The 16,695-nt window shown below is 70.8% G+C and carries 19 protein-coding genes; 12 read left to right on the top strand and 7 right to left on the bottom strand.

Annotation, left to right across the window (positions count from 1 at the left end; genetic code table 11):
- Window positions 1–10: 10 nt before the first annotated feature.
- Window positions 11–475, bottom strand: a complete 465-nt coding sequence (locus ABZV93_RS06215) for a GNAT family N-acetyltransferase (RefSeq protein ID WP_354931197.1) — start codon at window positions 473–475, stop codon at window positions 11–13.
- Window positions 476–509: 34 nt separating this feature from the next.
- Here ABZV93_RS06215 and ABZV93_RS06210 point away from each other — a divergent pair, with 34 nt between their 5' ends.
- On the top strand, window positions 510–995 hold the full coding sequence (locus ABZV93_RS06210; protein WP_354931194.1) for an anthrone oxygenase family protein: 486 nt from the start codon (window positions 510–512) through the stop codon (window positions 993–995).
- A gap of 218 nt (window positions 996–1,213) precedes the next feature.
- Here the strand turns inward: ABZV93_RS06210 and pyrH are convergent, their stop codons facing one another.
- Window positions 1,214–1,951 carry a UMP kinase gene (pyrH, locus tag ABZV93_RS06205; protein WP_354931191.1) on the bottom strand — a complete coding sequence of 246 codons (738 nt, stop codon included), beginning with the start codon at window positions 1,949–1,951 and terminating at the stop codon, window positions 1,214–1,216.
- Window positions 1,952–2,240: 289 nt separating this feature from the next.
- Between pyrH and ABZV93_RS06200 the strand changes: the two genes are divergently transcribed.
- From ABZV93_RS06200 to ABZV93_RS06180, 5 genes are all read left to right on the top strand, one after another.
- Complete coding sequence (locus ABZV93_RS06200) at window positions 2,241–3,896, top strand: DUF222 domain-containing protein (protein ID WP_354931189.1); 1,656 nt, start codon at window positions 2,241–2,243, stop codon at window positions 3,894–3,896.
- A gap of 117 nt (window positions 3,897–4,013) precedes the next feature.
- Window positions 4,014–4,766: a class I SAM-dependent methyltransferase gene (locus ABZV93_RS06195; RefSeq protein ID WP_354931186.1), complete on the top strand. Its 753-nt coding sequence runs from the start codon at window positions 4,014–4,016 to the stop codon at window positions 4,764–4,766.
- Between the two features lie 195 nt (window positions 4,767–4,961).
- On the top strand, window positions 4,962–5,768 hold the full coding sequence (locus ABZV93_RS06190) for a GNAT family N-acetyltransferase (RefSeq protein ID WP_354931183.1): 807 nt from the start codon (window positions 4,962–4,964) through the stop codon (window positions 5,766–5,768).
- A 39-nt stretch (window positions 5,769–5,807) separates the two neighbouring features.
- The gene (locus ABZV93_RS06185) at window positions 5,808–6,521 is read left to right on the top strand and encodes a DUF998 domain-containing protein (protein ID WP_354931180.1); all 714 of its coding nucleotides are present in this window, start codon (window positions 5,808–5,810) and stop codon (window positions 6,519–6,521) included.
- A gap of 340 nt (window positions 6,522–6,861) precedes the next feature.
- Window positions 6,862–7,302 (top strand): SRPBCC domain-containing protein, encoded by a 441-nt coding sequence (locus ABZV93_RS06180; RefSeq protein ID WP_354931178.1) that lies wholly within the window; start codon window positions 6,862–6,864, stop codon window positions 7,300–7,302.
- Between the two features lie 56 nt (window positions 7,303–7,358).
- Here ABZV93_RS06180 and ABZV93_RS06175 read toward each other — a convergent pair whose 3' ends face one another.
- Window positions 7,359–8,279, bottom strand: coding sequence for an LLM class flavin-dependent oxidoreductase (locus tag ABZV93_RS06175; protein ID WP_354931175.1), 921 nt, complete (start codon window positions 8,277–8,279; stop codon window positions 7,359–7,361).
- A gap of 40 nt (window positions 8,280–8,319) precedes the next feature.
- Window positions 8,320–8,541: a hypothetical protein gene (locus ABZV93_RS06170; protein WP_354931172.1), complete on the bottom strand. Its 222-nt coding sequence runs from the start codon at window positions 8,539–8,541 to the stop codon at window positions 8,320–8,322.
- A 350-nt stretch (window positions 8,542–8,891) separates the two neighbouring features.
- Between ABZV93_RS06170 and ABZV93_RS06165 the strand changes: the two genes are divergently transcribed.
- Complete coding sequence (locus ABZV93_RS06165; protein ID WP_092889798.1) at window positions 8,892–9,047, top strand: DUF6131 family protein; 156 nt, start codon at window positions 8,892–8,894, stop codon at window positions 9,045–9,047.
- A 110-nt stretch (window positions 9,048–9,157) separates the two neighbouring features.
- Here ABZV93_RS06165 and ABZV93_RS06160 read toward each other — a convergent pair whose 3' ends face one another.
- The 3 genes from ABZV93_RS06160 to ABZV93_RS06150 form a co-directional block, all read right to left on the bottom strand.
- On the bottom strand, window positions 9,158–9,994 hold the full coding sequence (locus ABZV93_RS06160) for a class I SAM-dependent methyltransferase (protein ID WP_354931168.1): 837 nt from the start codon (window positions 9,992–9,994) through the stop codon (window positions 9,158–9,160).
- An 80-nt stretch (window positions 9,995–10,074) separates the two neighbouring features.
- Window positions 10,075–10,947, bottom strand: coding sequence for a UTP--glucose-1-phosphate uridylyltransferase (locus ABZV93_RS06155; protein ID WP_354931165.1), 873 nt, complete (start codon window positions 10,945–10,947; stop codon window positions 10,075–10,077).
- Window positions 10,948–11,104: 157 nt separating this feature from the next.
- A complete protein-coding gene (locus ABZV93_RS06150; protein ID WP_354931162.1) occupies window positions 11,105–11,803 on the bottom strand; it encodes an MBL fold metallo-hydrolase in 699 nt (232 codons plus the stop codon).
- Between the two features lie 232 nt (window positions 11,804–12,035).
- Here ABZV93_RS06150 and ABZV93_RS06145 point away from each other — a divergent pair, with 232 nt between their 5' ends.
- The 5 genes from ABZV93_RS06145 (at window position 12,036) to ABZV93_RS06125 (ending at window position 16,689) form a co-directional block, all read left to right on the top strand.
- Window positions 12,036–12,845 carry an aminoglycoside phosphotransferase family protein gene (locus ABZV93_RS06145; RefSeq protein ID WP_354931159.1) on the top strand — a complete coding sequence of 270 codons (810 nt, stop codon included), beginning with the start codon at window positions 12,036–12,038 and terminating at the stop codon, window positions 12,843–12,845.
- A gap of 115 nt (window positions 12,846–12,960) precedes the next feature.
- On the top strand, window positions 12,961–13,845 hold the full coding sequence (locus tag ABZV93_RS06140) for a class I SAM-dependent methyltransferase (RefSeq protein WP_354931156.1): 885 nt from the start codon (window positions 12,961–12,963) through the stop codon (window positions 13,843–13,845).
- A 114-nt stretch (window positions 13,846–13,959) separates the two neighbouring features.
- Window positions 13,960–14,631, top strand: a complete 672-nt coding sequence (locus ABZV93_RS06135; protein WP_354931153.1) for a response regulator transcription factor — start codon at window positions 13,960–13,962, stop codon at window positions 14,629–14,631.
- Window positions 14,628–15,938 carry a HAMP domain-containing sensor histidine kinase gene (locus ABZV93_RS06130; protein ID WP_354931150.1) on the top strand — a complete coding sequence of 437 codons (1,311 nt, stop codon included), beginning with the start codon at window positions 14,628–14,630 and terminating at the stop codon, window positions 15,936–15,938. Before ABZV93_RS06135 ends, ABZV93_RS06130 begins: the two co-directional genes overlap by 4 nt.
- Before the next feature lie 208 nt (window positions 15,939–16,146).
- Entirely contained in the window at window positions 16,147–16,689 is a 543-nt protein-coding gene (locus tag ABZV93_RS06125; protein ID WP_354931147.1) for a DUF2231 domain-containing protein, read from the top strand.
- Window positions 16,690–16,695 lie beyond the last annotated feature (6 nt).

Genomic DNA, 16,695 nt, shown 5'->3' with positions numbered 1-16,695 from the left:
AGCCGTGCGGTCAGTCGGTGAGCGGATGCACCATCAGGTGCTGGTCGTGCTGGAAACCGACGCGCTCGTAGACCGGGACCGCGCGGGTGCCGGAATGGACGGTGACCCGGCTGCAGCCGCGCTCCCGGCCGTGGTCGACGAGCGCGCGTACGACCATCGAACCGATACCCTGGCCGCGGTAGTCCGGCAATACGAAGACCGACTGGATGTCGCCGGTACGCCGGTCCAGGTCGCCCGGCACGGGCACGCGACCGGCCAGCGCGAGGAACCCCACGCCGACGAGTCGCGTTCCGTCCGCCGCCACCACGGCCACGTAGTCCTCGCGCCGCTCCCACCACGCCGAGAAGCTCCGGACGTAGTCGTCGAGGCCGTCGACCGGCTCCGGCCCCGGCTGGCGCTCGAAGGTGGATCGCCAGCGGAGCCTCGCCAGCTCGGCCGTCTCGGCCTGCGTCGCCTCGCGGATCTTGATGGTCACGGCCTGACTCTATGCAGTTCCCTACGATGGGTCGATGCGCAGGCGACGGCTCACCGGGCGACTGCTGACGCTCGCCCAGCTCGGACATGCTCACTGGTTCTTCGGCAATCTCTACGAAGCCGTGGTCAGGGTTCCGGACCGGCTGGCTGCCGGCGCCGAGTGTGAGCGTGCGCATTCGCCGCTCGGTCCCGGAAGTCCGCTGCGCTACTACGTTCCCGCCGTTCCTGCGACGTTTCCGGCCTCGCTCGCCGCGGTCTGGTCCGGATGGGACGACTGCCCGGAGTCTCGGAGATGGCTCGTCGTCGCGGCCTCCTGCTCCATCTCCGGTGCCGCGGTGACCGCCGTTCTCGTACCCCTCAATCTCAGGCTGTTCTTCGCCACCGAGCAGTCACCGGCCGCTGAACGGGAGGAACTCCTGCGGACCTGGTATCGCTTGAACGCCCTACGGCTCGCCACCACCGCTGCGGCGTGGATCGCCACCCGCCAGGCTGCTGCCCGCATCACCCGGATCGCCCGCTAGCGAAAGATGAACGCATGGAGCCGGACGAACGCCGCGCGGGAGCTTGGCGAGCAACGCCATTCCACCGCGGCGTTCCGCCGGGTCGAACCGCTGGCGTTGCCCGACTGGCGGGCTGAGCCTGTATCAACGCGTTCATCTGCACAGAGCCGTATCCCTCGTCAAGGAGTCATTGACGAGGGATACGGCCTGCGTGTGGTTCGGCGAGGTGGGCCGGAGCCCTACGCCCATTCGGTCGGGACGTCGCCGGCGATGTAGGTGCCGTGCTCCTCGCCCTGGCAGATGCCGGCCATCACCCCGGCCCGGTCGATGTCGAAGACGTGCAGGGGAAGCTTCTGGTCCCGGGCGAGGATGAACGCGGCCTGGTCCATCACCCGCAGGCCCTGCGCCAGGACCCGGTCGTAGCTGATCGAACGGTAGCGGCGCGCGTCCTTGTCGACGTTCGGGTCGCTCTCGTACACCCCGTCGGCCCCGTGCTTGGCAACCAGGATCGCGTCCGCGTCGATCTCGGCGGCACGCTGGACCGACGGGTAGTCGGTGGTGACGTAGGGCTGGCCGATGCCGCAGGCGAGTACGACGATCTTGCCCTTGGACAGGTGGTTGAGCGCGCGAAGCCGGATGTACGGCTCGGCGACGGAGTTGATCGGGATCGCGGTCATCACGCGTACGTCGTGGTCGCTCAGCGCACTGATCTTGCCCCGCAGGAGGATCGCGTTGATCAGCGTGCTCAGCATGCCGATACTGTCGGCCTCCACGCGGTCGATGCCCCACTCGTCGGCAGAACTCCCGCGGAAGACGTTGCCGCCGCCGACGACGATCGCGACCTGGAGGCCGAGGTCACGCGCGCGCAGGACCTCTCGTGCGAGGTGGTCGAGCGCGTCCGCGCTGAACCCGGAGTTCTGCGCGCCCGCCACGGCCTGGCCGCTGAGTTTGATTAGGATGCGTCCGTACCGAGACATGCATGCGTCCCCTCGTTCTGCGTCGCGGCCGGGGTGCCGCGGCGCCCCGCACTCTACTGGGGCGTACGTCGGCGACCGGCGCACTCGTTGCCCGGACTCACGGGGTGTCAACATCCCCCGCGTGGCGACTACGAGCGGTCACCGTCGAGTCGGCGCGACTGCCGGTTGGCGCTGCTTCGATCCACAGGTGAACAGGTGACCTCGTGTACCTACGGACATCACCCGTCTTCGTCGACTTTCCCTTGTGGACAACGGCTCGCTTGTCGGTGGTCGCCGATAGCATTCGATCATGTCTTCGAGTGAGTGGGGTGCCTGGACCGGTGGCGGTGCCGCCGACCGGATCCTGGCTGCGCTCGACTCGGTGGACCCGTTCCTGGACGAGGCGTGGGTGGTCTCGAAGGGCTCTTTGACCGCGGAGGAGTGCGGGCTGGTGCTCGCCAGGGCGCGGGCGAAGAAGGCCCGCTTCGAAGCACTGGAACTGGCCCTGGTCCGCCAGGCCGAAGCCTGTGACATCGGGAAGCTGACCGGCTCGCCGAACGCCACGGTCTACCTGCGCACCGCGCAGCGGTACGCACAGAAGGAAGCGTCCGCCGCCGTGGGGCTGGCCAGGGTCCTGGATAAGGAGGCCCGGCTGACCGGTGAGGCGTTGGCGGCGGGGGTGGTGTCGGCCCGGCAGGCCGGCGTGATCGCCGAGGCGATCAAGAAACTCCCCGAATACGTCGGTGCTGACGAACGTGACCGGGGTGAGGAGTTCCTGATCGAGGCCGCCCGGACCCACAACCCCGACGAGCTCCGCAGGCTGGGCGAGCCCCTGCTGGAACGGATCGCCCCCGAAGAGGCCGAACGGCTGCTGGGAGAGGAGTTGGAGCGCAAGGACCGCAAGGCCGAACAGAAACGCTCCCTTCGCTACGTCCCCAACGGGATCCCGCAGTCGGAGTCGGTGCGGATCACCCTGCCGGTGTGGGAGATGGAACTGCTCCGCAAGATCATCGAACCCCTCGCCGAACCCAACAAAGGACCGGAGCCGGATCTGCGTTCGATCGAGCAGCGGCGCGGGGACGCGTTCGCCGAAGCGCTCGGCCTGCTCGCCGCCGCCTCCACCGCACCCGTCCGCGGCGGCAGACCACCCCAGGTCACGGTCACCATCCCCCTCGACACCCTCCTGAAGGGCACGGGTGCGGGGACCATCGACGACACCGCCACCCCCATCCGCCCCAGGCCCTGCACCTGCCCCAGCACCGACCCCAAGTACGGGACTGCGAAGGCGACCAACACCGCTGGGAGTGCGGCCAAGAAGCCTGGCCACGCCGGTGAACCGACACCGCGGGAGGCAGCAGGCCAGGGCGAAGGCCGGAAGGCACAAGTAGGTAAGCCGAAACGGCCATCACCCGACACAGGTTCGCTCGGGGACGGGATACCGCCACCTCGAACACCGGGGCAGCGCCCACAACCGAACACCAAACCCGGTACGGCCGGGTCGGAGGCTGCCATCGACCCGCACGACGGGTGCCCGAAATGCGGAGGCGGCGGATCAGCCCGCTACCTCGGCACCGACGGCAAAGCCATCTCCGCCGCCACCGTGCGACGGCTGGCGTGCGAGGCCGACCTCATCCCCGTCGTCCTCGCAGGAGACGGGCACGTGCTCGACCTCGGCCGCTCCGACCGGTACTTCAAAGAACACCAGCGCCGTGCTCTGGCGATCCGCGACGGCAGCCACTGCCACTTCCCCGGCTGCAACATCCCCGAACCACGCTGCATCACCCATCACATGACCGCCTGGGACCACGGCGGCCCAACAGACCTGAACAACGGCGTACTCCTGTGCCGCTACCACCACGTCACCGTCCACCACAAAGGATGGCAAGTCCGCATGGGAGCACACGGCCACCCCGAATACGTACCGCCGGAGTGGGTGGATCGACAGCAGAGAATCCTCCGCCCCTGAAGCCCGAGCGAGCCGTTCCCGGCTGCGCACGCGTCCTAAAGTCGTTGTACACGTGCTTGCCGCACCAGCAAGACTGGCGGCGTCCGCCGGCCCGGGTCGCGAGCACGGAGGTCTGACATGCCGTACTACTACGCCGAACACGAAGCCGCGTACGAACAGATCGCACGGCGCGGGCTCACCCAGTGGGACGAACTCTTCGAGAGCGGCAGCCCGAACTCCTATGAGGAGTTCCCCAACCGGCGGTTCCTCGAACGCACCCTGGCGCGACTCGACCTGCCGGCGCCGGCAGAGGTGAACGTACTCGAGTACGGCTGTGGCACCGGTCCGGCAGCCTGTTTCCTCGCCTCGCGGGGGTTCCGGGTCCACGCCGTCGACCTGATCCCACGGGCGATCGCACTCGCTCGCGAGTTCGCGCGGCAACGCGGCCTTGACATCAGGTTCGACGTCCAGGACATGTGCGCACTGGCGAAAGTACCCGCCGACGAGAGGTACGACCTCGTGGTGGACAGCTTCTGCCTGCAATCCATCGTCACGGACGCGGACCGGGCCGACCTGTACGCCGCGGTGCGCGCCCGGCTCGCGTCCGGCGGCCACTACCTGGTCTCGACGGCGATGTACGAGCCGGAGCGTGACTACGAGGACGGATTCCGGTACGACGAGGCCACCGGCATCTGCTACGAGGAGGTGCCGGCCCCGGTCGCCGCCGGAGAGGAACTGGACAGCGCGACGCGGACCGACGGCATCTGGTATCTGCCGCATCGCCGCCACCTGCGGCCGGAAGCGCTTCGTGCGGAACTCACCCGTGCCGGCTTCGAGGTCGTGTCCCAGAGCACATCCGGAGGAGATGTCGCGTGCTGCCTGTCAACCTGACCTTGCCTACCGCGTGGGCGACGGGCACCGGCATCCCCCGGGAGTCGGCTATCACCGTGGTACTGCCGGCGGCCCGGCGTGACGTGATCACGGCCGGCCCGGGAAGCCACGACGGGCGAGGGTACGGACCGCGCCGCGTCACCCGGACGGAAAGCACTGTCGGAGTCCTCGACGACGTCGGTAGGGTCTGCCTCCATGCCGGCTACCCGATCCGTCGACCTGCTCGCCACGGAGATGGACGTCCTCTGGAACCGAGACGCCCGCGGGCGACTGCGGAAGGCACACCACGTCGTCCTCGGCGTCGCCGACGACGGCCACATGCTGGCGGTCGGTGAGGACGTGCCCGACGACGTGGCCGACGACCTGACCAAGACGTTCGAGGCCGCGGTGGAAGGCATGCAAGGGGACGCCGAACCCGGTCGGCCGCCGGAGTTTCTCTCGTACTGCCGGCAACGAATCACCGGCTCGCTCGGCCCGGTGGTGGTCTCGGCCGGGCCGAGTTACCTGGTCCCGAGCACGGTGACGCCGAACACCGACGGGCGTACGTACGACAACGACGCGGCAGCCGTACGGATCGTGCGCTCCGACGACGGGACCGAGGCCAGGGAGGTCCTGCGCGCCGCCGCGACCCCCGCCACCTGGACCGGTGAGGAGTGGGCCGACCTGCTCAGCGGGTCGCTCGGCCCGTGGGCGATCGCGGTCCGCGACGCACTCGTCCTCGCCGTCGCGCACACTCCGGTCGCCGACTCCCGGGGCGCCGAGGCCGGAGTCTGGACCCACCCGGACGCGCGAGGGCGCGGGCTCGCCACCACGGTCACCGCGCACTGGGCGACGTTGACCCGGGGTACGGGGCGGCTGCCGTTCTACAGCACGTCCGCGGACAACCTCTCCTCCCAGCGGGTGGCCGCGCGCCTCGGGCTGCGCCCGATCGGCTGGCTGTGGAAACTGTCGAGTCCGGACCGGCTCGGCGTACACGCGCATCGGACGTGGCGATCCGGCTGACTTCGCCGCGACAACGCTGAACTCGGTGACAATGGCCGCATGTCCGAGGGAGTCTCGCGGCCCCATCCGGCCGCTGCGCGGTCCACGTCCGGCCGCGAACGCGCTCTGCTCACCTGCGGGGTCGTGGGTCCGATCGTGTTCGTCGTCGCGTTCCTCGTCGAGGGAGCGACCCGTCCCGGTTACAGCGCCCTGCGGCACCCGGTGAGCTCGCTGGCGCTCGGGGAGTACGGCTGGACCCAGCGCGCGAACTTCCTCCTCACCGGCATCCTCCTGCTCGCCTTCGCGGTCGGGTCCCGGCCGGCGTTGCGACGGATGTACGCCGCCGGCGTCTGGGCGCCCATCCTGCTCGGCGGGGTCGCGGTGGGCCTGCTCGGCGCCGGCGTCTTCGCCACGGACCCGGTCGGCGACTATCCGCCCGGCACTCCGGTACCCGCCCCGCAGACGACGACGGGAAACCTGCACGACGCGTTCTCGGCGCTCGTCTTCCTCGGGCTGCCGCTGGCCTGCTGCGTGGTCGGCTATCGGTTCGCCCGCGCCGGTCATCGGGGCAGGGCGGCGTACTCGGTGGCGACCGCGGTGGTGTTCTTGGCCCTGTTCTTCCTTTCCAGCGCGGGGTTCTCCCAGCAGACCGCACTGGCGCCGGTCGGCGGGCTCTTCCAGCGGCTCACGCTGGTGGTCGGGATGGGCTGGCTCGGGTGGCTGGCACTTACGCTGCTGCGCGGCCTGGCCGGACGACCGTCCACGTCCGATTGACAACGAGTGGGCGGCAGACGGCGGGTCATCGCTTCCGGGGTGGGACGCGGCGTTCCGGTCGGCACCGCACTCTGCAGGGGAAGCCGGGTGGGTGCGTCGGGCGACACCGTGATCACTCGCCTCCGGAAAACAGCGCCGTCCGGAGCCGGGTCCGTCGACGGTGTCGTCTCGGCATCCTTCGTGGCTGTCGACCTGAACCACCGCATGCCGCGAGCACCGCCTGCAGGGAACACGCGGGCGGGGCAGATCGCCCCGACTTTCGCGGGCCGACGGTCTGGGGCAACAACCTGCCGGGAAACAAAGGTGTCCGGGGAAACAACCTCTCGGCGATACTTCGCGCATGGAACTCGATCCGATCGTGCACGAGTACGTCCTGCGGTGCGGACCCGAACGCGCCTTCGAGGTCTACACCGGCGACATCGCCTCGTGGTGGCATCCGAGTTACACCGCGAACGCGCAGACGCTGACCGCCGTGACGATCGAGCCGCGCGTGGGCGGCCGGGTGTTCGAGTCACATCGTGACGGCGAGGAGTACGGCTGGGGATGGGTGACGGTCTGGGAGCCGGGCCGCCGGCTCGCCTACACCTCGACCCTGGCGCAGCCGTCCGGCCATCCCAGCGAGATCACCGTAAAGTTCGGCCCACACGACGGCGGCTGCCGAATGCGCTTCGAGCACGGCGGATGGAACGCCGACAACGCCGCCGAACGCTCGAAGTTCACCGAGTGGCCGAACATCCTGGACCGGTTCGCCGCCCTCGCCGACGGCGCGCCGGCCAGCTGATCGTGGCCAGCTGATCGTGGCCGGCTGATCCCCGGCCGGCCCGAGACCTGCGGCGTCTACGTCAGCGCGGGAACCACCTCCGCGGCCAGGCGTTCCATCTGCTCGGCGTCGTCGTACATCGGGTTGAGCAGGATCGTCGCGGCGCCCGCGTCGGCCACCGCGCGCAGCCCGCGCACGCACTCCTCCGGTGGGCCGTAGACGGCGAGTGCCGTCAGGTTGCTCAGGCCGAAGTAGCCGTAGAGCCGGTCCAGTGCCGCGCCGATCCGGGCACGGCCGCGCTCGAGGTCGTCGTCGACGGCGATGTAGACCCGCTTGGCGATCGGGAGGTCCTTCTCGTCGCGACCGGTCTCGGCGAGCGTGGCCCGCAGGGTCCGCACCTGGCCGGCGAACTGCTCCGTGGTGGTCGACCCCGCACCCATGAACGCGTCGGCCAGCCGGACCGCCCGGCGCAGCGCGTTGGGATGGCTGCCGCCGAACCAGACCGGGGGATGCGGCTTCTGGAACGGCTTCGGCTCCATCGCGGCCTCCTCCAGCTGCCAGAACTTGCCGGCGAAGGTGACCCGCGGCTGCGTCCAGCAGGCCCTCATCACCTCCAGCCCTTCGGTGAACCGCCGGTTGAGGCTGTCGGGGTCGACGCCGAACGCCGCCACCGCACGCTGCCGGCCGCCGATGCCGAGCCCGACGTCGATCCGCCCCCGGCTGAGCTGGTCGAGGGTGCTGACGCTCTTGGCGAGGTGGACCGGGCTGTGCAGCGAACTGACCAGCACCGCACACCCCAACCGCAGCCGCTCGGTGCAGGCCGCGGCGTACGTCATGGTCTCGATCGGCGCCAGATGCGGCATCGTGCCCAGCACCTGCTCCTGCGTCCAGGCGCTGTCGAAGCCGAGCTCCTCGGCCCGGGCGAGGTAGGCGCGGAACGCGCCCGGGTCGAAGCTGCCGTCGGGGTAGTGCTGCGGTATGGAGATCGAGAAGCGCATGCGCCGACGTTAGCCCCGGCCACCGACAGTCCGCACCGGTTCAGCTCGTCGGCGTTGCCGGCTGCCGCATGACGCGGAACGCCGGGACCTTCACCACCCGACGAGGCACCTCCTTCAGCAGCCAGGCCGGATCCACGCCGGCCAGGTCGGGTGCGCCGAGCTCGGCCCGCACGGTGTCGAGGTCGGACCCGATCACCACCTCACCTGCCGGGACGTCGACCAGGCTGCCCTCGATCCGGGCGAGCACGCTCGCGACATCCATGCCGAACTCCATCTCCCGTGACGACCGCGGGACCGTTCGGACCCCGCTGCCGGAGAGCCTGGCAGCCCGGCGCCCCGGCGGCCATCGGTCGTTGGGCGGACCGTCCTACGACCTGCGCCCGGGTTGATGCCCGTCCGACGGGCTTCGTCCCGCCGATGTAACCACCGAACGACCTGCGCGAGATGGCCGTACCTGCCCCGAAAGGTTGGTATCGGTCTGGACGCAATGTCCGGCAGAACTCGCGTGATGCTCGCACGGTCGGCGAGAACTGAGGACAATGGTCGTATCTAATCGCGGCACCCGGTCAGGGAGCTGGCTGGATGCCCGGCCTGTGAGGGAAGGGGGATGCCGTGATCGTTCTCGGCGTCATCCTGTTGATCCTCGGCGCGATCCTCAAGATTTCGATCTTGTGGACCATCGGGATCATCCTGCTGGTAGTCGGGGTCATCTTCTTGATCCTCGGCCGGATCGGCAAGCCGGTCGGCGGCAGGCGAGTTTGGTGGTAGCTGCCGGCCGCGGGCACCCACGGGTGTCCGCGGCCTCCAGCGTCACCTTCGGCCCCACCGCCTGATCCCACAACGTTCGGGGTCTGGTCCGGTTCGGACGCCGGCCTGCTTCAGGCTCTGACTCGGCGGGCCTTCCACACCTCCGCGCTCGGCCACCGACGCGACCACTCGTGGTCGACGTAGTCGTACTCCGTGGTGGCGTTCTCGGGCGCCTGCACCTCGATCAGGTCCTCCAGCACGAAGCCGGACTCCCTGAGCAGCCGCACCATCGGGCCGTGCGGCAAGTGGAAGTTGACAGCACCGCCGTCTGCGCCGTCGGCCCCGTCGGACTCCTCCTCCAACCGGAACAGGCCGAACTGCGGGCGCAGCAGGGTGCGCCCCGCCGGACCCTCGTCGGGTACGCAGAGGGTGAGCAGGGTGGAGTTGCGGACGAAGACGAGCTCACCGCCGTCGCGCAGCAGCCGGGCCGCCTCCGGGATCCAGCGGTACGGATCGCACCAGCCGATAGCGCCGTGTTCGCTGATGGCCACGTCGAAACTCGCGTCCGGAAGGTCGATCTTCTCGGCGTTCCCGTGGATCAGCGGGAACTCGCAGCCGAACTCCCGCTGCATCGCCCTGGCAGTCGCCAACTGGCGTTCGGAGTTGTCCACCCCGACAGGACGGGCGCCGGCCCGGGCCGCCCACGCGCTGACGTAGCCGGTGCCGCACCCCAGCTCGATCAGGTCCTTGCCGGCCAGGTCGTCCGGCAGCACGGGCAGGTCCGTCTGCGGAATCCGCCACGTGCCCCAGTGCGGCTCGGCGGCCCACTGCTCGCGCGCCCGGGCGCCGTACCACTCGCTGTGCCGGGCGTCCCACACCTGCCGGTTGCGGCGCACGTGCTCGGGAAGGTCGTCCGCGTTCGGTTGGTGCGACTCGTTCGACCGGTTCGACTCGCTCGGCTCGTTCACGAGGTCAGGCTGGTGCACCCCACCGGGTCACGTCAAAGGTGTTTCGGCACGCCACAACCGCTGTCAGTGGAGCCCGCCGGCTACTGGGATCCGCCTGCCAGCTTGCGAAGCTCCGGGCCGTAGTCGGGGTGGGCGAGCGCCGCCGCGAACTGCGCGCGAAGGTAGCCGAGCGGGTTGCCGGTGTCCCACCACGTCCCGTCGATGACCTGCCCGAAGACTGGGTACTCCCGTGCGTGCTCGTGGATGGCGTGGGAGAGGTAGACCTCGCCCTCCGGGTTGTGCCGGTGCCGGTTGAGCTGGCGTTCGAGTTCGTTCACGATGCCCGGCGTCACGACGTACCCGCCGATCGAGGCGAACGCCGACGGCGCTGCGTCCGGGGACGGCTTCTCGATGATGCCGGAGATGCGCAACAGCCCGGCTCCGAGGTCGTCCTCCACCACCGGAACGCCGTAGCGCTGGGACTCACTCGGCTCCATCGGCATCAGCCCGAGCACCGGCGCACGGGTGCGTTCGTACGCCGCGACCAACTGCTGGGCACGCGGCACGGCGGAGGTGAACACGTCGTCGGCCCACAACACCATGAAGGGCTCGTCGCCGACGATGCGCGCGGCGTTCAGTACCGGTGTGCCATTGCCGTAGGGGCCGTGCTGGTAGAGGAACGTGATCCGGGCCAGCGACGCGAGCTCCTCCAGCGCCTCGGCCAGGTCGTCCTTGCCGTCCGCGCGCAGCCGCATGTCGAGGTCCTCGTCAGGTGCGAAGTGCTGCTGGATCAACGCCTTGCGGGCGGAGGTGACGATGATGATGTCGTCGATGCCCGAGGCGACGAGTTCCTCGATCGTGTGCTGCAGAACGGGTTTGTCGAGGATCGGCAGCATCTCCTTCGGCAGCGCCTTCGTCAACGGCAACAGCCGGGTTCCCAGCCCCGCGACCGGGATGACCGCCTTGCGCACCATGTGTTCGCCCTTTCGCCGCACCGAAGAACATTCTCACCGAGCACATCGTCGGAAACGCTACCCGCTGTGGGCGCCGGGCGCGGCCGGGCGAACAGGCCCGCAGGAAAGGGATCCGCTGCTCTCCGGCCCGGCGGTGTCAGGCGGGGTCGAGGCGGTGTCAGGCGGTCGCGACGCCCGCCGCCGCACGCAACAACAGCGCGGCGTCTCCCACCACCGGAGCACCGTGGCCGAAACACGCCACGTCGACGTCCAACTCCGCGACCCGTCGGAACGATGCGACGGCCTTTGCCCGGTCGACGTTGAACACGCCCAGAATCGGCACGTCCTGGATGCTCGCGATCGCGTCGCCGGTGAACAGCACCCTGTGCTTCGGAAGGTGCACGGCGATGCTGCCGTCGGTGTGACCGGGCATGCCGATCACCGCGGCACCTCCGCCGATCTCGATCCGGTCGCCGTCGACGAGTTCCCGGTCGACCCGCACCGGCTGCGCCGCGGGGACGTTCGGCACGACGCGTTCGTAATAGGGGCGTTCCTCCTCGGTGATGACCGGCGCGGGCCCGGACTGCTCCCCACGAACGACCGGTGCGTCCAACTGGTGCGCCATCACCGTGGCGCCGTTCCAGCGCGCGACGTCGGCCGCCGAACCCACGTGGTCCTCGTGGAAGTGCGTGAGAACGACGTTCCTGATGTCGCGCCGGTCGAAGCCGAGACGGTGCACCCCCGCCTCGATCTCCGGCGCCGAGCCGGCCACACCCGTGTCGATCAGGGTGAGACCGTCCTCATCTGCCCACAGATAGACCTGACCCACCTCGAACGGGAACATGTGCAGGCCCGGCACCAGCTCGATCGTCTGCATGTCATCGACCCTAAACGGGTCGTACGCCCGGAGTCCGGCCATTCCGCCGGGGGCTGAAACATGCCCCGGAGCCGACGGTCGGCGAGGATGCCGCCATGGATCTGCATCTGCGACTGTGATCGTGACGTCCACGAAAAGTTGATCGACCCGTGAGTCCCGGAGGGGCAGAATCGGCTCGCGCCCGGTGGACCGGAGCGCGCAAGCGCTCCTTGACGCCGGGAGGACGACCACCATGCCGGATCCGCGCGAGCAGCTCCCGGACACCGAAGTGCTGCAGGACCGCGCCGACCGGCCTGTGGTCCGGGTGGGCGGCACCGTGCACCGTCCCGTCCAGCCGTGGACCCCTGCGATCCACGCGCTGCTGGACCACCTCGCCGCCGTGGACTTCCGGTACTCCCCGCGCGTCCTCGACGTTCTCCCCGCCACCGGCACCGGACCGGCGACCGAGGTCGTCACCTACATCGCCGGCGAGTCGGGTCCGGCCGGCTGGGCGAAGGTGGTGGACGAGAAGGGTCTGCGGGCGGCGGCGCGTCTGCTGCGTGAGTACCACCAGGCGGTCGCGGAGTGGTCGCCCTCGACGCCGCCGGTGTGGTCCGGCGGCCGCACGGGCGCCGGTGGACCGGGCGAGGTCGTCTGCCACAACGACTTCGGGCCGTGGAACATCGTGTGGGACGACGTCACGCCGGTCGGCCTGCTGGACTGGGAGTACGCCGGACCGGGGCCGGTCATGCAGGACGTGGCGTACGCACTGGAATACGTCGCACCGTTTCGCGACGACGAGGAGTGCGTGCGCTGGCTCCGCCACCCCGGCCCGCCGGACCGCCGCCGCAGGCTGGAGATCTTCGCCACCGAGTACGGCCTGTCCGACACCACAGGCCTGGCGGACGAGGTGATCGCGATCCAGCGGGCCGGTCTGGATTTCGTCCGGCAGCTGGCCGAGGAGGGGCACGAACGCCAGGTCGAGCTGGTCGCGTCCGGCCACCTCACCGAGATCGCGGACCGCATCCGGTGGAGCGAGGACCACCGCCACCTGTTCGACTGAGTTGGCGGCCGGCCGAAGCCGGGGATCCGAAGCAGGAGATCCGAAGCCGGGGGATCCGAGGCTGAGATTCGGCTTTCCGCCGTCCGGCCGGCGGCCGGTCTGCGACGCTGGCACCGTGACCAAGGCCGTCAGCGGCAGCAGGGAAACCCGGCTCGCGCCGCCGTCTCCCACCGAGATCGCCCGGTCCACCTGGGCGGCGGGTGACTTCCAGCGGATCGCCAACCGGATGGTCCCGGTCAGCGAGGAGCTGGTCCTGGCGCTGGACGTCCTTCCCGGTGAACGCGTGCTCGACATCGCCGGCGGCACCGGCAACACCGCGCTCGCCGCCGCCCGCCGGGACGCCCGGGTGACCTGCGTGGACGTCGTACCCGAGCTCCTCGACCACGCCCGGCTGCGCGCCGACGTCGAACTGCTGCCGCTGGAGACGGTCGAGGTGGACGCCGTGGCGCTGCCGTTCGCCGACGGGGAGTTCGACGTGGTGACGTCGACGTTCGGGCTGATGTTCGTGGCCGACCAGTGGCAGGCCGCGGCGGAGGCGTTGCGGGTGCTGCGTCCGGGCGGGCGGATCGGCCTGACCAACTGGACCCCGGACAGCGCGCTCGGCGGCCTGTTCCAGCTGGTCGCGAAGTACGCCCCGCCACCCGCCGATGCTCCGTCGCCGCTGCGCTGGGGCACCCGCGAGGGCCTGGCCCAGCTGCTCGCCCCGTACGCGGAGTTCACCGATCAGCGGCTGGAACTGCGGTGCGTCGACCTGGCCGCCCGCTCGGTCGCCGAGCAGTTCCGCAGGTACCGGCAGTGGTTCGGGCCGGTGAAGCTGGCGGTGGACGGGATGAGCGAGGAGGACGCGGAGTCGTTCGCGGAGGAGTTCGCCGGACTGTGGGAGCGGTTCAACCGCGGTGGGCCGGACGCCGTGGTCGTGCCGTTCGACTACCTGCAGTTCGTGGCCACCGTCGGCGGTCCCGGAGTCACCGAGCATGCCGACGGGCACGCCGGCCACTGACGCAGCGAGGGCGGCCCCGTTCCCGGGTCCGTCACCGCACGTGAGGGATCTCTCCGCCTCCGCCCGGCCGCTGCATCCAGGCATGCACACAGGGTGAGGGGTCAAGATGGGCGCGTGCACCCCAGCGACACGTTCCGGCCCGCGCGGCTGCTCCTGGTCGAGGACGACCAGGAGCTCGCCGCGATGCTGGCCGGCCTCCTCACCGAGGAGGGGTACGCCGTCGACCTCGCGCCGGACGGCCAGCGGGGGCTGCACCGCGCCCTCAGCCGGGAGTACGACGTGATCGTCGTGGACCGCGGCCTGCCCGGCATCGACGGCCTGGACCTGCTGGTCCGGCTCCGCAACAGCGGTGTGGCCACGCCCGGGCTGGTGCTGTCCGCGCTGGGCACGCCCGCGGACCGGGTCGAGGGCCTGGACGCGGGGGCCGAGGACTACCTGGCCAAGCCCTTCGACGTGGCCGAACTCCTCGCCCGCCTCCGGGCGCTGCGCCGGCGCCACCTCGACCAGGCCCGGCTGCTGCCCGTCGGGGACGAGGTGCTCAACCTGGACACCCGGGAGTTCGGCCGGGCCCAGCTCTCCGAACGCGAGTGCGACCTGCTGGCCGCCCTGGCGTCCCGGCCCGGCCACGTGTTCAGTCGTACCGAACTGCTCGCCCGGGTCTTCCCCGGCGCCGAGGGCGAGATCGTCGTGGACACCTACGTCCACTACCTGCGCCGCAAACTCGGCCGGGCGATCGTCAGAACGGTCCGCGGCCGGGGGTACCGGCTGGGCGAGGGGTCGTCGTGACCGCGCCGAGGGTAGGCCGGGACCGGCGGCTGACCAGCGCCGAGTCGGCGATGTTGCGGCGTACGGCGGTACGCCTCGGCATCCAGGCAGGCCTGATCGTCGCCGCCATCGTCGCGGTCCTGGTCGGCGTGACCCTCGCCGTGGTGCTGCACGCGGAGGCGGCGGGCACCAGGTCGATGCTGGCCGCCGCGGTCGGCCGGGCGGACGAAGACGTGGCCGACGCTCCGGCGAACATCTGGCTGGTGATGCACGGGCCGGACGGGCAGCGCAGCACCGAGGGCCTCCCGGCGGGCGCGGCCGACCCGCAGGCACTCGCCCGGACCGCCCGCACCGGCGTCGCGGAGACCCACGAACGCGAGGTCGGCGGCGCGGAGTACCAGATCTTCACCATGCGGCGCGGCGACACCACGGTCCAGGGCGTCCTCGACCTCGGCCCGGTGCACACCGACCGCAGGCACCTGCTGTTCTCCCTGCTCCTGGTCGGCGGACTCGGGCTGGTGCTGGCCGCCGGTGCGGGCGCCATGCTCGGCGTACGGGCGGTCCAGCCGCTGGCCAGCGCGCTCAGCCTGCAGCGCAGGTTCGTCGCCGACGCCAGCCACGAACTCCGTACGCCCCTCACCCTGCTCACCACCAGGGCGCAACTGCTGCGCCGGCACCTGCAGCGGGGACACGACCACCAGGCCGCGCTGGCCGACGCCGAGAGCCTGGTGCGCGACAGCGACAATCTCGCCGCCGTACTCGAGGACCTCCTGATCGCCGCCGACCCGCACGTCGAGGGCGCCACGGAGGAGATCGACCTGCGGGTACTGGCCGGCGGGGTGGCGGCCGCGAGCGCCGCGGAGGCCGGCGCGCGGGGGGTCACCGTGCGGGCCGAGGGCGGCGACGACCCGGTGGTCGTACGGGGCGCGCCGGTGGCATTGCGCCGGGCGCTGACCGCCGTCCTCGACAACGCGGTCCGGCACGCCGAGCAGACCGTCACCGTGACGGTCCACGCGACCGACCGGCAGGCCGTGGTGGAGGTCGCCGACGACGGTCCCGGGCTGGACCCGGGCCTGGCGCCGCGGATGTTCGACCGGTTCTCCTCCGCCGGGGGAAGTTCGCCGGACGGGCGGCAGCGGAGGTTCGGCATCGGGCTGGCGCTGGTCGGGGAGATCGTCGCCCGGCACCACGGCGAGGTCGAGGCGCTGGCGGCTCCCGGCGGCGGCGCGGCGTTCCGGCTCACCTTTCCCCGGCAGGTCCCGCGCACCCACACCGATCCCACTGACCACCCGAACCCCACAAACGCCACCGGCCCGGATCGTCCCTGACCCCGGCACGGGCCGGTACCAGCACGCCACGCTCCGGTCAAACCCGGCGTTTCCCAGGAAACCCACAGGTGCCCTCGAGGCGTACTCCAAGAAATCTCCCAATCAGGGTGGACATGCTGAGAAGCGGCCATCGGGGCCTGCCCGGTGCACCACAGGTGCGCGAGAGGTACGAGAGATACGCCAGCGGCAACTGCCAGGAGGTTCGCCCGTGCCCACCTTCCTGAACGGACTTCCCTTCCACGTCCTGATCGTCCACGCCACCGTGGTCGCGGTGCCGCTCGCCGCGCTGGCCGCGGTGATCGTCGCGCTCGTGCCGCGCCTGCGCCGCCGGTACGGCTGGGCCGCCGTCGCCGTGGCCGCGGTTGCCACCGTCCTCGTGCCGATGACCACGTCGGCGGGCGAGGGCCTGGAGTCGCGGATGGAGCACAGCGCCGCGATCGAGAAGCACGCCGAACTCGCCGACGCGATGATCTGGCTGGTTGTGCCGCTCCTCGTCGCGCTCGCCGCCCTGGTCGCCCTGGACACCTACCGGCTGCGCAACGCCCGCGCGGAGGGGCCGGGCACGATGACCGCCGAACGCCGCGCGGTCGGCGCTCCCGCGTGGACCCGCTTCGTGAGCATCGCGCTCATCGTGGTCACCTGCGGGTTCGCGGTGGCGTCGACGGTGCAGATCGTCCGGGTCGGCGACGCGGGCTCGCGGGCCGCCTGGGGCGACGAGCAGTACACCGCCCCGCACGGCGGCGGCGACTGATCGCAG

Origin of the sequence: Actinopolymorpha sp. NPDC004070, from assembly GCF_040610475.1 — a bacterium.
GTDB lineage: Bacteria > Actinomycetota > Actinomycetes > Propionibacteriales > Actinopolymorphaceae > Actinopolymorpha.
Note: the sequence above shows the minus strand (reverse complement) of the source record. Positions and strands in the feature narration are given on the sequence as shown.

Bases quoted from the DNA above. Each gene is read 5' to 3' on its own strand.
- ABZV93_RS06210 (WP_354931194.1), top strand. From the start codon at position 510: ATGCGCAGGCGACGGCTCACCGGGCGACTGCTGACGCTCGCCCAGCTC.
- pyrH (WP_354931191.1), bottom strand. From the start codon at position 1,951: ATGTCTCGGTACGGACGCATCCTAATCAAACTCAGCGGCCAGGCCGTG.
- ABZV93_RS06200 (WP_354931189.1), top strand. From the start codon at position 2,241: ATGTCTTCGAGTGAGTGGGGTGCCTGGACCGGTGGCGGTGCCGCCGAC.
- ABZV93_RS06195 (WP_354931186.1), top strand. From the start codon at position 4,014: ATGCCGTACTACTACGCCGAACACGAAGCCGCGTACGAACAGATCGCA.
- ABZV93_RS06190 (WP_354931183.1), top strand. From the start codon at position 4,962: ATGCCGGCTACCCGATCCGTCGACCTGCTCGCCACGGAGATGGACGTC.
- ABZV93_RS06185 (WP_354931180.1), top strand. From the start codon at position 5,808: ATGTCCGAGGGAGTCTCGCGGCCCCATCCGGCCGCTGCGCGGTCCACG.
- ABZV93_RS06180 (WP_354931178.1), top strand. From the start codon at position 6,862: ATGGAACTCGATCCGATCGTGCACGAGTACGTCCTGCGGTGCGGACCC.
- ABZV93_RS06175 (WP_354931175.1), bottom strand. From the start codon at position 8,279: ATGCGCTTCTCGATCTCCATACCGCAGCACTACCCCGACGGCAGCTTC.
- ABZV93_RS06170 (WP_354931172.1), bottom strand. From the start codon at position 8,541: ATGGATGTCGCGAGCGTGCTCGCCCGGATCGAGGGCAGCCTGGTCGAC.
- ABZV93_RS06155 (WP_354931165.1), bottom strand. From the start codon at position 10,947: ATGGTGCGCAAGGCGGTCATCCCGGTCGCGGGGCTGGGAACCCGGCTG.
- ABZV93_RS06150 (WP_354931162.1), bottom strand. From the start codon at position 11,803: ATGCAGACGATCGAGCTGGTGCCGGGCCTGCACATGTTCCCGTTCGAG.
- ABZV93_RS06145 (WP_354931159.1), top strand. From the start codon at position 12,036: ATGCCGGATCCGCGCGAGCAGCTCCCGGACACCGAAGTGCTGCAGGAC.